The 13,965-nt window shown below is 38.8% G+C and carries 12 protein-coding genes and 1 other RNA gene; 7 read left to right on the forward strand and 6 right to left on the reverse strand.

Going from position 1 to position 13,965, the window contains the following annotated elements:
• Positions 1 to 216: 216 nt before the first annotated feature.
• On the reverse strand, positions 217 to 435 hold the full coding sequence (locus AC3CH7_RS18420; protein WP_488381816.1) for a hypothetical protein: 219 nt from the start codon (positions 433 to 435) through the stop codon (positions 217 to 219).
• A gap of 304 nt (positions 436 to 739) precedes the next feature.
• Between AC3CH7_RS18420 and AC3CH7_RS18425 the strand changes: the two genes are divergently transcribed.
• Positions 740 to 994 (forward strand): helix-turn-helix domain-containing protein, encoded by a 255-nt coding sequence (locus AC3CH7_RS18425; protein ID WP_328024007.1) that lies wholly within the window; start codon positions 740 to 742, stop codon positions 992 to 994.
• Positions 995 to 1,092: 98 nt separating this feature from the next.
• Entirely contained in the window at positions 1,093 to 2,265 is a 1,173-nt protein-coding gene (locus tag AC3CH7_RS18430) for a site-specific integrase (RefSeq protein ID WP_488381817.1), read from the forward strand.
• A 133-nt stretch (positions 2,266 to 2,398) separates the two neighbouring features.
• Here the strand turns inward: AC3CH7_RS18430 and ssrA are convergent.
• From ssrA to secG, 5 genes are all read right to left on the reverse strand, one after another.
• Positions 2,399 to 2,754, reverse strand: a transfer-messenger RNA (tmRNA) gene (gene ssrA / locus AC3CH7_RS18435).
• A gap of 607 nt (positions 2,755 to 3,361) precedes the next feature.
• Positions 3,362 to 3,829, reverse strand: a complete 468-nt coding sequence (gene smpB / locus AC3CH7_RS18440; protein ID WP_012292260.1) for an SsrA-binding protein SmpB — start codon at positions 3,827 to 3,829, stop codon at positions 3,362 to 3,364.
• Positions 3,830 to 3,900: 71 nt separating this feature from the next.
• Positions 3,901 to 6,372: a ribonuclease R gene (gene rnr / locus AC3CH7_RS18445; RefSeq protein WP_447402550.1), complete on the reverse strand. Its 2,472-nt coding sequence runs from the start codon at positions 6,370 to 6,372 to the stop codon at positions 3,901 to 3,903.
• Between the two features lie 39 nt (positions 6,373 to 6,411).
• Complete coding sequence (locus tag AC3CH7_RS18450) at positions 6,412 to 7,158, reverse strand: alpha/beta hydrolase (RefSeq protein ID WP_012292258.1); 747 nt, start codon at positions 7,156 to 7,158, stop codon at positions 6,412 to 6,414.
• Positions 7,159 to 7,346: 188 nt separating this feature from the next.
• Entirely contained in the window at positions 7,347 to 7,574 is a 228-nt protein-coding gene (gene secG, locus AC3CH7_RS18455; RefSeq protein WP_008173196.1) for a preprotein translocase subunit SecG, read from the reverse strand.
• A 208-nt stretch (positions 7,575 to 7,782) separates the two neighbouring features.
• On the opposite strand from secG, the gene AC3CH7_RS18460 reads away from it, so the two are divergent.
• The 5 genes from AC3CH7_RS18460 (at position 7,783) to dltB (ending at position 13,944) form a co-directional block, all read left to right on the forward strand.
• A complete protein-coding gene (locus AC3CH7_RS18460; protein ID WP_200990637.1) occupies positions 7,783 to 9,048 on the forward strand; it encodes a transglutaminase domain-containing protein in 1,266 nt (421 codons plus the stop codon).
• Positions 9,049 to 9,226: 178 nt separating this feature from the next.
• On the forward strand, positions 9,227 to 10,873 hold the full coding sequence (locus AC3CH7_RS18465; RefSeq protein WP_012292255.1) for an alkaline phosphatase: 1,647 nt from the start codon (positions 9,227 to 9,229) through the stop codon (positions 10,871 to 10,873).
• 280 nt (positions 10,874 to 11,153) lie between these two features.
• Positions 11,154 to 11,291: a teichoic acid D-Ala incorporation-associated protein DltX gene (locus tag AC3CH7_RS18470; RefSeq protein ID WP_004228095.1), complete on the forward strand. Its 138-nt coding sequence runs from the start codon at positions 11,154 to 11,156 to the stop codon at positions 11,289 to 11,291.
• A gap of 17 nt (positions 11,292 to 11,308) precedes the next feature.
• Complete coding sequence (dltA, locus tag AC3CH7_RS18475; RefSeq protein WP_012292254.1) at positions 11,309 to 12,784, forward strand: D-alanine--poly(phosphoribitol) ligase subunit DltA; 1,476 nt, start codon at positions 11,309 to 11,311, stop codon at positions 12,782 to 12,784.
• Positions 12,781 to 13,944, forward strand: a complete 1,164-nt coding sequence (dltB, locus tag AC3CH7_RS18480) for a D-alanyl-lipoteichoic acid biosynthesis protein DltB (protein WP_031417780.1) — start codon at positions 12,781 to 12,783, stop codon at positions 13,942 to 13,944. The genes dltA and dltB overlap by 4 nt, the downstream gene beginning before the upstream one ends.
• The last annotated feature ends 21 nt before the right edge of the window (positions 13,945 to 13,965 follow it).

Below are 13,965 nucleotides of genomic sequence, written 5' to 3' on the forward strand. Positions count from 1 at the left end.
AAAGTCGTTATATTCGCTCACATATGCCTTATACGAGGACTGTTTAGCAGAGTTAAATCATTTTTAAAAGTTTTTTCATTCATCAGGACAAAACTAAAAGCAGCTACTAAAACATATAAGTGTTCTAGTAACTGCTTTTAGCTGTTGTCATTTTATAATTGCGTGTAAATATATTATCATTTTGAGTGCTTTTTGATTTAAAGTGGCGGGTTAATATCATTTCCAATTTGTACAACAATTAGGACATAAATAATCAGTTATAATGTCACGACTATCTGTTTCCATCCATTCTTCACATTTACCACAGTAAACTTTTTTTACAACATATTTTTCTAGTCTTGAAAATTCAATAACTTTTCCTGATTTGTCGTAATCTGAATTCATTACGATATGTTCATGTACTACTTCATTTTGTACTTCACCGTGAGTATGCAAATTAAAAACCTCCTAGATAGCAAAAATACTGTCTTTACATCTTTCATCGAAAATACTCTTTTATATAGGTTGAAATACACGAGCACTTTTGTCTAATTTCAAGTGTGTGTCGTTTAGATAATTTTAACATATTCTATCCTCTATTTTTAAAAGCGTACTTAATTAAAAGAAAAAAATGGGATATTCTTATGGGCTATGAATTAAAAACAGATTCAAATTGTATTTAACAATGCCCTTTTCGCCTCGTATAAATCTATAACAGCAATTAAATTGCGGGGATTAAATGAAAGAGGAGTATCTAAAAATGAATGTAAATTTAACAACAACTGAGATTGAAGAAATAGTTATAAAAGCCGTACAAAAGGCATTACAGGCTGCGCATCATGAATTTGTTGATAGTGGGTGGCTGTCGTTAAAAGAAGGAGCAAAATACGCTGGTGTATCGTATAACACACTTATGAAATACCGCACGCTCGGTTTAGAAGTATGTGAAATTGATGGTGTAAAGCGTATATCACGTAAGGAGATTGACCGCTTCTTTCAAGAACATAGCTTTTAATTAATGGTAGGGATTTACCGTATGATTCGTTATAATAATCATGAGGTAAATCCTCTTTTTAATCATTTGCCCCCGCAACTGATTCAGGAGGAAATACTATGACGAAAAAGAAAGTATCACCTATCAAAAGCTATAAGCTGAAAAACGGTGAAACACGATATGAGTTCCCAGCCTATTTAGGGATTGATCCATTAACCGGTAAACAGAAGCGCACAATGAAACGTGGCTTTAAAACACGTAAAGAAGCTGAATTAGCACTTGCACGTTTAAAGCTTGATGTAGCAAATGGTACGTACAAAAAAGAGCGTGCTGAAACATATCAAGAGGTTTACGATTTGTGGGTTGTTCAGTATGAAAATACGGTTGAGGAAAGTACATTCGTAAAAACGACTGGCATTTTTAAAAATCATATTTTGCCTGCAATGGGGAAGTACAAAATTGAAAAGCTCACGGTGGACATATGTCAAAAGCATGTCAATGAGTGGGCGGGAAAATTGAAGAAGTTCCGTATAGCAAAATCATACGCCGCTAAAGTATTAGATTTTGCTATGAAGCGTGGATTCATTCAAACTAACCCTTTTGCACTTGTAGAAATGCCTACTAATCTAACCAAGAAAACTAGCGTTACCAATGATGATGAAGATGAAAACTTCTACACACGTGAGCAGCTTATTCAATTCCTTACATGCTTAGAACAAGAGAGTAACTACAAAGCGTTTGCCCTATTCCGTTTACTAGCGTTTAGCGGAATGCGTAAAGGTGAAGCATTGGCACTGCCGTGGAATGACTTAAACTTCACAACAAACGAGCTACGCATTAATAAGGCCCTTTCAAGAGGAAAAGATAATCAGCTATATGTAAAATCTACAAAAACAGGTGTTGCTCGTACTATTAAAATGGACGATAAAACAATGGCCATATTAAAAGAGTGGAAGAAAAAGCAGAAGCAGGATTATTTAATACTAGGCTTCAATACAATGCAACCTAAGCAGCTTGTGTTTAGTAATGAACAAAATAAATATTTACAGCCAACGAAAACTCGTAAGTGGATATTACATGTACAACAGAAGTACAATCTAGGTGCTATTACGACGCATGGTTTACGACATACACATTGTTCATTGTTATTTGAAGCGGGTGCTAGTATAAAGGAAGTGCAGGATCGTTTAGGACATAGTGATGTACAAACGACAATGAACATCTATGCACACGTTACGAAGAAAGCGAAAGAAGAAGCTATACAGAAGTTCGCCAGCTACATTGAAATGTAGTTGAGCGACTACGCTTTGACTACGTTTTTGACTACGTTCGTTTGATACTCAATGAAACTATATGACATAGACAAAATAAAAAACCCTTGATATACAAGGGTTTTGACGTTCATTGAAATCCAATGAAATCGTATTATGGAGACGGCGGGAGTCGAACCCGCGTCCAAAGACTCCAATACTTCAGCTTCTACGCGTGTAGTTTGCCTATTTACGATTCGCGTAACATTATGCCGACAAACAGGCGTCCTGTACGCTAACCTGGAAATCTCTTGACGATGACTCAGGTGGCACCATCGACCGTATCCCACTAAAGTTGGGCCCCACGTTCTCTACATGGGCGATAGAGAGGCAGAGCGCTTACGAGCTTACGCTGCGAAAGCTAAGTTTTGTTGTTTGCCAGTTATTATATAACTGTCGTTGATGACGGAGCCGAGCCCTCCGACGCGCGACTAAAGCTTGAACCATCCCTGTCGAATCCGTAACGTCCCCTTGATATATGAATCGAAGCGGTTGAGCCTCGTTCAAACAAAGAGCTAGAATTGCTTCTAGTACGGTGGGAGCTTAAAAGTACGCTTCCATGAAATCTGGCAATCAGTAATTTATATTATAGAACATAATGAGCGATAGTTCAAGTGTCCCGCTTTAGTAGGAAACATAAGGCTTGGACTTAGAGGCTATCCGTGACATTTTAACTTTTATCCGCAACTTTCTCGATTCCATCGTCACTTTCTCGATTCTATCCATCACTTTCTCTGCTCTACCCTCCACACTCTAACTTCTATCCATCACTTCCCTCTCCTATCCACCACTTTTTAATTTCTATCCGTCACTTTCCCTGTTCTATCCGCCACATTTTAAGTTCTATCCATCCCTCTGTCCTACCCGCCACACTGTAACTTCTATCCTTCACTTTCCCTGTTCTATCCCCCACCTTTAACTTCTATCCGCCACTTTCTCTACTTTATCCACCCCATTCTTACTTTTATCCATCACTTTCGCGCCCCTATCTGTCTCACCCGCACACCTCGCCCTCCAGCACCCTCCTAGCCAAAGTAAAAAAGCTCACCAACCACTAGGTGAGCTTTCTCCTAATCTCTTAATATTGATTTTTGGATTTGAAGGTACGTTCCATTTCGCGTTTGGCTTCTTTTTTGCGCATGTCGTTACGTTTATCGTAGTCTTTTTTCCCTTTGCCGACACCGATTAAGAGCTTGGCATAGCCGTCCTTGATGTACATTTTCAATGGCACAATCGTGTAGCCGTCACGTTTGACGGCACCGACTAGCTCGCCGATTTGCTTTTTATGAAGAAGCAATTTGCGGGCGCGCAGTGGGTCGTGATTGAAACGGTTTCCTTGATCGAAGGGGCTGACATGCATATTGCTAATCCATGCTTCGCCATTTGTAATTCGAACGTAAGAATCTTTTAGTTGGGCCTTTCCTGCACGGATGGATTTGATTTCTGTGCCGGTTAGTACCATGCCTGCTTCGATTGTGTCTTCAATAAAGTAATCATGTCCAGCTTTTTTGTTTTGTGCTAATACTTTTCCTGAACCTTTTGCCATTTTGATTCACCCTCTACTTAAAGGTTGAGCTTGAGCGAAAGCATCCTTTCCTAGGACACTTTCGCGCATGCTTATTTACGTTTTGATTTTTTCTTTTTGTTTTTCTTTGCAATGCCTTCATAGAATTTTTGCTTTTGTTTCATGCGTTTTTTAGGACCTGGGCTGCTGGAGTCATCTTTGCGACGTCCACGTGGGTCGCGATCACCTTCACGGCGTTCTCCGCGTTTTGTACTACGACTTCCGCTTTCCTCCTCATGGCGACTGCTTCTACGGCTGCCACCACGCCCTCCTTTTTCGTCATCGCTACGTGTGCTTCTGCTACTGCGTCCACCTTTGTTGTCATTATAATTTTTACGTGCGTGGATAACCGTTGGCGCTGCTTTGCGTGTTCGTCCATATGAAGTTACCATTCCAACGATTTCAAAGTCAATGGATGACTCCTCAATAATGACATTGGCCACACGGACTGTTACTTCATCACCAATACGGAATTGACGATTTGTACGTTCACCGATCATAATCATTTGACGATCATCAAAACGGTAGTAATCATCTGTCATATTGCTAATATGGACAAGTCCTTCAATCGTGTTTGGCAACTCCACGAAAATACCGAAGTTGGTAATGGATGACACGATTCCTTCGAATTCTTCGCCAATTTTATCTGACATATATTGTGCCTTTTTCAAAGCATCTGTATCACGTTCTGCATCAACCGCACGGCGTTCACGCTCTGATGTGTGGTCGGCAATTTCATCCATTGCCATTCCCCACTGAGCGACCGTTTCTCGAGAAGTATCCTTATTAATTAAATACGTACGAATTAAACGGTGTACGATTAAGTCCGGATAACGGCGAATTGGTGATGTGAAGTGTGTATAGAAATCCGTTGATAGACCAAAGTGACCTAGACTTTCCGGATAATATTTTGCCTGTTGCATCGAGCGTAGCAGCATCGTTGAAATAACAGGCTCCTCTGGCATACCTTCAATCGCCTTTAAGACATCCTGTAATGCTTTAGGATGCACCGTATTCCCTGTACCTTTAATTAAAATCCCGAAGTTCGTAACAAACTCAAAGAAGCGTTGAAGCTTTTCTGGCTTTGGATCTTCGTGAATACGGTATAGGAATGGTACATTCATCCAGTGGAAGTGCTCCGCTACTGTTTCATTGGCAGCTAGCATGAAATCCTCAATTAATTTTTCTGCTACTGTACGCTCACGAAGCTCAATATCAACTGGCCAACCTTCCTCATTTACAATCACTTTGGATTCTTTAAAGTCAAAGTCAATGGCCCCTCGCGATTCGCGTTTACGACGTAATATGCCAGACAGCTCTGCCATATTTTTAAACATCGGTACAAGTGGCTCGTAGCGTTTCATTAACGCTTCATCTTGCTCTTCTAGAATTTTGTAGACATCCTTATACGTCATACGTTCAGTTGTTTTAATAACACTTTGGAAAATTTCATGTGCAATAACATTTCCATTCGCGTCAATAATCATTTCACAGGATAGTGTTAAGCGATCAACCTGCGGATTTAATGAACAAATGCCGTTTGATAGACGATGCGGGATCATCGGGATAACACGGTCTGTTAAATAAACACTTGTCGCACGGTCATAGGCTTCAAGATCAATGACAGAGCCTTGCGTTACATAATAACTAACGTCTGCAATATGTACGCCAAGCTTATAAGTACCATCTACATTTTTTGTTACGGTTACTGCGTCATCCAAGTCCTTAGCGTCAGCCCCATCAATTGTCACAATCGTTTCATGACGTAAATCACGACGACCTACTAAATCAGCCTCTGTAATGTCATCTGGCACTCGTTGTGCAGCAGCAATGACCTCGTCTGGGAATTCGGGTGGAATATCGTGCTTATATAAGATCGATAAAATATCCACACCTGGATCATTTTTATGTCCTAAAATTTTTGTAATATAACCTGTAGCAGATTTTAAATCTTCTGGCCAAGTTGCTACTTCGACCACAACCTTGTGTCCATCAACCGCGCCTAATGTATCACCTTTTGCGATAAAGATATCCATTGGTAGCTTCTTATCGTCAAGGACAACAAAGCCAAAGCCACGGTTAGCTTGGAATGTGCCAACAAAGCTTGTTTGACCACGTTCAACGACCTTTGTTACGGTCCCTTCACGGCGGTCACCAAATGATTCTTTTAACACACGAATAAGAACGATATCGCCATTTATAGCCCCATTAATTTCATGTGGTGGAATGAATACATCATCCATGCCTTCCATATCAGGCGCTACAAAACCGAAGCCCTTCGCGTGACCGATAAATTTACCTCTTAGTAAATTCATACGTTCTGGTAGGCCATAACGATTGGAACGAGAACGAACAACTAAGCCTTGTCCTTCCATACGGACTAATGTTTTGACAAGCTCCTTAAATTCTTCCGCATCCTCAAAGCCGAATTCATCCTCGATTTCGCCGACAGTTAATGGCTCGTAATCATCTTGGCCGAAAAAAACAAGTAACCGACCTTGTAGTGTATCTTTTTGGTCTTTCATACATATTCCCTCCTTCATGAGAAAATCCTATTTATAATTTTATTGTGCCCAATTTAGGCTTTCTAAAAAGCGATAAATGTCTTCATGTAATTGATCTTTTTCTTGATCTAATGTAATAACATGTTTTGAGTTTTCATACCACTTAATATGCTTATCAAGTGACTCAGTTTGATTATATATAATGTTGGCAGATTCTGTCTCTATTACCTCATCATTTGTAGCTTGAACAACAAAAATTGGGGCATAAATCATGTCAATTTCTTGACGAGTACGCACAATAAATTCACGTAGCTCTTGAAGAGATGGCATGCCTTTTTCAGCAATGAGTGCTACTTCGGTTTCGATTTGTTCCTCCTGTTTACCTTGGAACTTTTTATAGTCTTTAGCATATTTCAAAACACCGTCAAACATGACGTCAGTAGTACGCATAGTCATAGGTGCACACATTGTAACAATTCCTTTAACAGGGTTATTTAAGGCAACGTTTAATGCCATTACACCGCCTAATGAAAGGCCAGCAACAGCAATTTCTTCATAGCCAGCATCCTGTAACTGTTTGTAGGCGGCCACGACATCTTGCCACCAGTCTGCTGGACCTGTTGTGATTAGTTCTTCAGGTTCCACACCGTGACCTTTATAGTGAGGTGCTAAAGTAGTATACCCTTTTTTCTCTAAAAATCTACCAAGCATTCGTACGTCTGCCGAGCTACCTGTAAAGCCATGTAGTAATAAAACGGCACGAGGTCCTGCTTGAAAGAAAAATGGCTGCGATAATGATTTGTTCATGGTAAGCACTCCTTCATCCTAAAACACTCATATATACTATACCCATTATAGCCCTCTCCATTATGCCTCGAGAATAACATTGGCTATAAGTTTACATATCAATTTTTACTCCATCGATAAAATTTCCCATTCGGTTATGATAAAAGAAAACGCCCAACCAATGTGGTTAGGCGATATATCTTCAACTATTAGATTTTTGTAATAGCGATTGCTAAAATAAAGAATAGTATAGCTAACACAATTGTTGCACGGTGAAGGATTAAATCCATACCACGCGCTTTTTGCTTTCCAAATAGTTGCTCAGCTCCACCCGAGATGGCACCTGATAAGCCTGCACTTTTACTAGATTGAAGTAATACCACAACGATCAACGCTAATGATACGATAACTAATGAAACTAATACTACTGTATGCATTCACTGCACCTCCCGAACTTTGAAACATCACAACAGACTATATTATAACAAAAAAAGGGTGCCATGACAAACTTAGCTTTCTGTTTAGTAGGAATTTTTCCTCCTCACGTATTTCTATTTGTCGAATTATACGACTATTTGTGGATAACACCCCCTCTAATTTTAGATTATAATGGAAAAAATGATATTTTATTGGAGGATTTAACGATTGAACAAAAAAATAGTACTGTTGCTTTTATTATGCTGCACCATTCCCTTTCTTACAGCATGCTCAAAGGCAATCGACATCCTATTACAAGAAGAAGAGGATGTCACAATGACAACTTTAGAAGAAACAAATGAAACAAGTGAAACAAATGCAGAAGTAAAGATGCCAGAAAGCAAAGCATTATCTGATTCATTTTCACCTACCGATTTATTTTCGACCACTTTATTTAAGGATGATCCAGCATTACTACAATTTGCGAAAAAAGTGGAGAAGCAGGTTGCTCAATTTGAAGAGCACTTTGAGATTTCTTATACTGGGAAGCTTGATTTTGAGGATTTTGAAGTACAGTTGAATGACTTAAATAACCTGATTACCTTTGTTGACCCTTATACTGCTGGGTATTTTTTATATTATGAATGGGTAGCTTGGGAAACCGATAATGGCTATTCAGTTGAATTATCCATTCAATATTTAACCGATGCCAAGAAGGAACAAAAGGTAGACCAATATGTAGAGATGTTTGCCAATCAATATATTACCAAAGATATGACAGACTTTGATCGCGCTAAAGTCATTAATGATTATGTTGTACAGTTAGCCACTTATACGGAAAAGGGCTCTACTGAGGGTCAATCGGTTTTCGAATTAATTAATGAAAAAACTGCTGTGTGTCAGGCCTATGCTTTACTAACATACCGCCTATTAACAGCATCTGATCTCGATGCGAAGTATGTTTATGGCTATAGTGAGGATCAGTTACATGCCTGGAATCTAGTCAATGTTGATGGCAATTGGTATCATCTCGATACAACCTGGAATGACGTTGCTCCTACTGAGCCTTTTACAATTTCCTACGAATACTTTTTGGTCAATGATGAAAAACTAAGCCAAGATCATTTATGGGCTAATGAAAACTATTTTGCTGCTACTAGTAATGACTATGATTTTATGCATGATATGTGGTATGCCAACACAGTAGATCATGTGATCTATTATAACAGCATGAGTGATAGTACCGTTTATTCTTACGACTTAACGACAAATGAAAATAAGCAGATTACAGACACTGCCTGCTATTATTTAGTGACTGACCAACAATCTATTTATTGTAGTGACTATGATAATGCTGGCTATTTAACAAAAATAAATGTCCATGACGGGTCCGAGGAAGTATTATTCGAAGACGAGGTACTGAACTTAAACATCCAGGATGGTATTTTGTATTACGAAACGCTTGACGGCTCCAAGCATCAACAAAATTTGTAAGTCTAAGTTGAATCTGTGCGACTGCCTCACAGATTCTCCCCCTCACCTTCAGTTGGCTAATACACCGCTATCTCTTCACATTTACAGTATTACCATATTTTATTAACAAGTTTTTAACAGTAGCTTTACACCCTTCCTTTACACTTACAGTTGATCATTCACCTAAAGGAGGAAATTCATGAAATACGCAAAAAAATGGGCTTCATTGTTTTTAGCAAGTGCAGTGACTTTATCCGCAGTCAGTATTCCACAGCAAGATGTACAAGCAGCTCCAGTAAAGAAACCGACAAATGTCATCATGCTGGTGATGGATGGGAGCAGTAATAATGCTGTAACACTTTCCCGTTGGTATAAAGGTGAGAGCTTAGCAATGGATGAAATTTTATCGGGTGCGATGCGCACATATTCTGCTGAATCAGCCATAACAGACTCTGCCCCTGCCGCTACTGCGTTAGCTACGGGCAATAAATCGAATGATAAATATATAGGTGTACTCCCTTCTGAGATTAATTCACCTGGATTAGCGCAAATAGATAAAAAGGATGCGTTTAGACCCGTAGCTAATGTATTAGAAGGTGCTAAACAACAGGGAAAAGCTACTGGCTTGATTTCTACCTCTGAAATTCAACATGCCACGCCTGCTGGTTTCTCTGCACATGCTAATAATAGGAGCCAATATGGAGATATTGCCGAACAACAGGTTTACCAAAATATTGACGTTGTCCTAGGTGGAGGCTTAGAATCGCTGACACCTGGTACCTCTAAAAATGCCCGCAAGGACGGCGAGGATTTATTGAAGGTATTAAAAGATCATCAATATGATTTAGTGCATACTCGTGATGAGTTATTGAATAGTCCCTCATCAAAAATTTGGGGCAGCTTTGCACCAAGTGCCCTGGCATATGATTTAGATCGTGCCAAAACTAGAAAATCTGAGCCTACACTTGCTGAAATGACGAATAAAGCAATCAACACGCTTAAAAAGGATAAGGACGGCTTCTTCCTTTTTGTTGAAGGTAGTAAGGTAGACTGGGCTGCACATGCCAATGACACAATCGGTATTATTAGTGATATATTGTCGTTTGATGATGCGGTAAAAGAAGCCGTTGATTTTGCGAAGGAAGATGGTAATACATTAGTTATTGCTGTCACAGACCATGGGAATAGCGGAATTACAATGGGGAACGCCAATACGACTAGTACCTATTCAAGCATTCCTGTTTCAGCTTATATTGATCCGCTGAAAAAGGCTTCCATGACCGTTGAAGGGGCTTTAAGCCAACTAAAAGAAGACCGCTCCAACTTAGTGGAGGTAGCTGCTCTGTATGGATTAGATCCATTGACAAAGGACGAGCTTTCAACTTTAAAATCTGCTAAAGATGTAGGCAGTGAAATGGTAAAAATGCTAGCAAACCGTGCAAACATTGGTTATACAACAGGCGGTCATACGGGTGAAGATGTATTTCTTTACTCATTTGGTCCTTCTAAATTAACTGGACTTGTTGAAAATACAGATGTAGCTCATACAATGGCGCAGTTTATGGGCTTCGATCTGAAGTCATTAACAGATGATTTGTATGTGCCAGCGACAAAAGCATTCACAAAGAAAGGTTTTACAACTAAAATAGATCTATCCGATAAAGAAAACCCAATCTTCATTGCTCAAAAGGCGGATGTGACAGTGAAAATTCCTGTCAATAAAAACACCATGATTTATGAACAAGCTTCAAAGAATACAACAAAAACACATACATTCAATACTATAAATGTCTACAATGGCTCTGAATTTTATGTTTCTAAAAAAGTTATTAATGCAGTGAAATAAAGACAAGGGTACGAACATAAGTTGAGATTATTCCCTTATGTTCGTGCCCTTTTTACATAAAAATAGCCATCCAATCGTTTGTAACTTATGTACATTCCCCCAAAACCTTAAATTTACCTTAAATTAATCTTATGATTTACTGAATTCACCTTAATCCAGCAACATTTTTCTCCACATTCCGTCAAATCAGTGTTAAAAACATAAGGTAAGGATTTTTAACTAGTAAATTAGTATTTTTTGAAAGTTTAATCCTATACTTTTTTTCAATGGAGGTGGACAAATGCAATCCATCAAAAATAATGAGTATCTACGCTTTATTGGATTCACGTTATTTTATTTAATCGTTTTGGTACTATTGTTTCTTATACATGGCTTTCATGATATGAACGCTGGACCATTTATATATACGGAATTTTAAATAAAGGAGTTTTACTGATGTTAAGTATTTTAGCAGCTATTGAACGTGTGGCCATCCAACAGCCACAAAAAACTGCTTATCAAACCCATAATGCTTCCTTAACATATGGTGAGCTTTGGCATTTTTCGGATTGTATAGCCGATTATATCATGACCCATCATTTGCAGAGACAGCAACCAATTGTCGTTTATGGACATATGTCCCCTTTACAGATTGTTGCCTTTTTGGGTGCTGTAAAAGCAGGCCATCCATACGTACCAGTTGACTCGTCTACACCCTCTGAAAGATTACAGTTAATTTTAGAGGCATCGAAGGCTGGTTTACTATTCACGACAGAGCCATTACAGATGCTCACAAACATACCTGTCGTTGCAGTGAGCGACGTGTTAGACTCACCCTCCCTCCCAAACAGTCCGGCAACAAGAGACTGGGTGCAGCAGGAGGACATTCATTATATTATTTACACTTCTGGCTCAACTGGGCAGCCAAAAGGTGTCCAAATAACTGCCAATAATCTAGCCCATTTTGTTACTTGGATGCAGGAGCATTTTCCCTTACAGAAATCAGGTGTATTTTTAAATCAAGCACCCTATTCCTTTGACTTATCCGTAATGGATTTGTACCCAGCTCTTGTAGGAGGACACACGCTTTACGCAATTACACAACAAGAAATCGCCAACCCGCGAGCATTATTTGACTCATTAGCTTTGTCCAATACGCGTGTTTGGACGTCTACCCCTTCCTTTGCCAAAATGTGCTTAATGAACAAGGAATGGGAGCAACAGCTCATGCCTGCATTAGATACCTTTTTATTCTGTGGTGAAGTTTTACCAATAGCCGTCATAAAAGAGCTTATGCAACGGTTTCCACAGGCTACTATCTATAATTTATATGGGCCTACAGAAACGACTGTCGCTGTATCCTATGTAAAGGTAACCAAAGCATTATTAGAACAATTTGAGCAATTACCGATTGCACCCATTTCTGAGCCGAACGTGTCTTTATTAGATGATGGAGAAATTGTCATTTCGGGGTCAACGGTTAGTGCAGGTTATTTAGGAGCACCCGAGCTAACAGCTAAAGCCTTTCCGACTGTAGATGGTCATCGCATCTATCAAACTGGAGATATGGGCTATGAGCAGGATGGTTATTTGTTCTTTTTAGGTCGTAAGGATTTCCAAGTAAAACTACATGGTTATCGCTTAGAAATCGAGGAGATTGAGAAACAAATTAGTAACCTACCACCTGTTTCAAGCTGCGTAGTGGTTCCTGTTTATAAGGATAAGGAAATTGTTTCTCTTAATGCTCATATCGTTTTGCGTGAACCATTAGCAGATTCTGCTTTCAAAATGACTAAGCAATTGAAGGCTCTATTATCGGAATATTTACCAGCCTATATGATTCCTAGAACTTTTAAATATATGGACGCTTTACCGCTAAACGCAAATGGTAAAGTTGATCGTAAAGGATTGGCGGTTATGGAAACAGTATGACGCCTTATGGAAATATAGCATTCTTTCTCATTATTGGACTATTATTGCTACCTACCATCCTATTAGGTTTACGTGGTAAGTCTGCGAAGCATTATAATTTATTTGTTTCGTTGATTGTTTTAGCCCTTATCTTCGGACACTCATTGAACGGATCAATTTCGTTAATTTTGTTTACAGTCTTTCAAATAATCCTGATTACAGCCTATCAACGCTATAGGCTACGACAAAATAATGGACCCGTTTTTGTCATGGCCGTGCTCCTGTCGATTTTGCCGCTTGTACTAGTGAAGGTTTTGCCTATCCTTGGACTGCATCATTTATTTGGCTTTCTAGGTGTGTCCTACATTACGTTTAAAGCTGTGCAAATGATTTTAGAAACACGCGATGGCTTAATGAAGGAAAAAATCTCTATCGCAGAATTGGCCTATTTTTTACTGTTCTTTCCTACAGTTTCATCCGGTCCTATCGATCGTTGGCGCCGTTTTACAAAGGATTTTCATTCGGTTCCCACTTCGGAAGACTATCAAAAGCTGTTATTAAGTGGCATTAACTATATCTTTGTAGGCTTTTTATATAAATTTATTTTGGCATACTTAATCTACAACTACACACTTATTTATTTGCCAAATCATACGTATAACTATTTGACACCTTTCCAGGGACAACTGGCGTATATGTATATGTATAGCTTTTACTTATTCTTTGATTTTGCAGGCTATAGTGCATTTGCAGTGGGTGTGAGCCGAATAATGGGCATTCAAACACCTATTAACTTTAACCGTCCATTTGCCAGTCGCAATATTAAAGACTTTTGGAATCGTTGGCATATGAGTCTTTCCTTCTGGTTTAGAGATTATGTCTATATGCGCTTTGTACTTTGGATGACGAAGAAAAAATGGTTGAAAAATAAATTCACCATTTCATATATAGGATTCTTTTTACTGTTCTTTTTAATGGGCATTTGGCATGGTCTTGAATGGCATTTTGTCGTTTATGGTCTCTATCATGCTTTATTAATTATTAGCTTTGATAAATTCGAACGCTGGAATAAAAAGCATAAGCTTTGGCCCAAAAATAAATGGACCCATGCCATCGGTGTATTTATCACTTTCAATGCCGTATGTTTTGGCTTCTATATTTTTTCAGGAAAATTATTTTAACCAAAGGCTTTCTACAAATAA

This window comes from Lysinibacillus sp. F12, from assembly GCF_057773605.1.

Coding starts and splice junctions, on each gene's coding strand:
- AC3CH7_RS18470 (WP_004228095.1), top strand. CDS start 11,154: ATGCAATCCATCAAAAATAATGAGTATCTACGCTTTATTGGATTCACG.
- secG (WP_008173196.1), bottom strand. CDS start 7,574: ATGCATACAGTAGTATTAGTTTCATTAGTTATCGTATCATTAGCGTTG.
- AC3CH7_RS18430 (WP_488381817.1), top strand. CDS start 1,093: ATGACGAAAAAGAAAGTATCACCTATCAAAAGCTATAAGCTGAAAAAC.
- rnr (WP_447402550.1), bottom strand. CDS start 6,372: ATGAAAGACCAAAAAGATACACTACAAGGTCGGTTACTTGTTTTTTTC.
- smpB (WP_012292260.1), bottom strand. CDS start 3,829: ATGGCAAAAGGTTCAGGAAAAGTATTAGCACAAAACAAAAAAGCTGGA.
- AC3CH7_RS18465 (WP_012292255.1), top strand. CDS start 9,227: ATGAAATACGCAAAAAAATGGGCTTCATTGTTTTTAGCAAGTGCAGTG.
- AC3CH7_RS18450 (WP_012292258.1), bottom strand. CDS start 7,158: ATGAACAAATCATTATCGCAGCCATTTTTCTTTCAAGCAGGACCTCGT.
- AC3CH7_RS18425 (WP_328024007.1), top strand. CDS start 740: ATGAATGTAAATTTAACAACAACTGAGATTGAAGAAATAGTTATAAAA.
- dltA (WP_012292254.1), top strand. CDS start 11,309: ATGTTAAGTATTTTAGCAGCTATTGAACGTGTGGCCATCCAACAGCCA.
- dltB (WP_031417780.1), top strand. CDS start 12,781: ATGACGCCTTATGGAAATATAGCATTCTTTCTCATTATTGGACTATTA.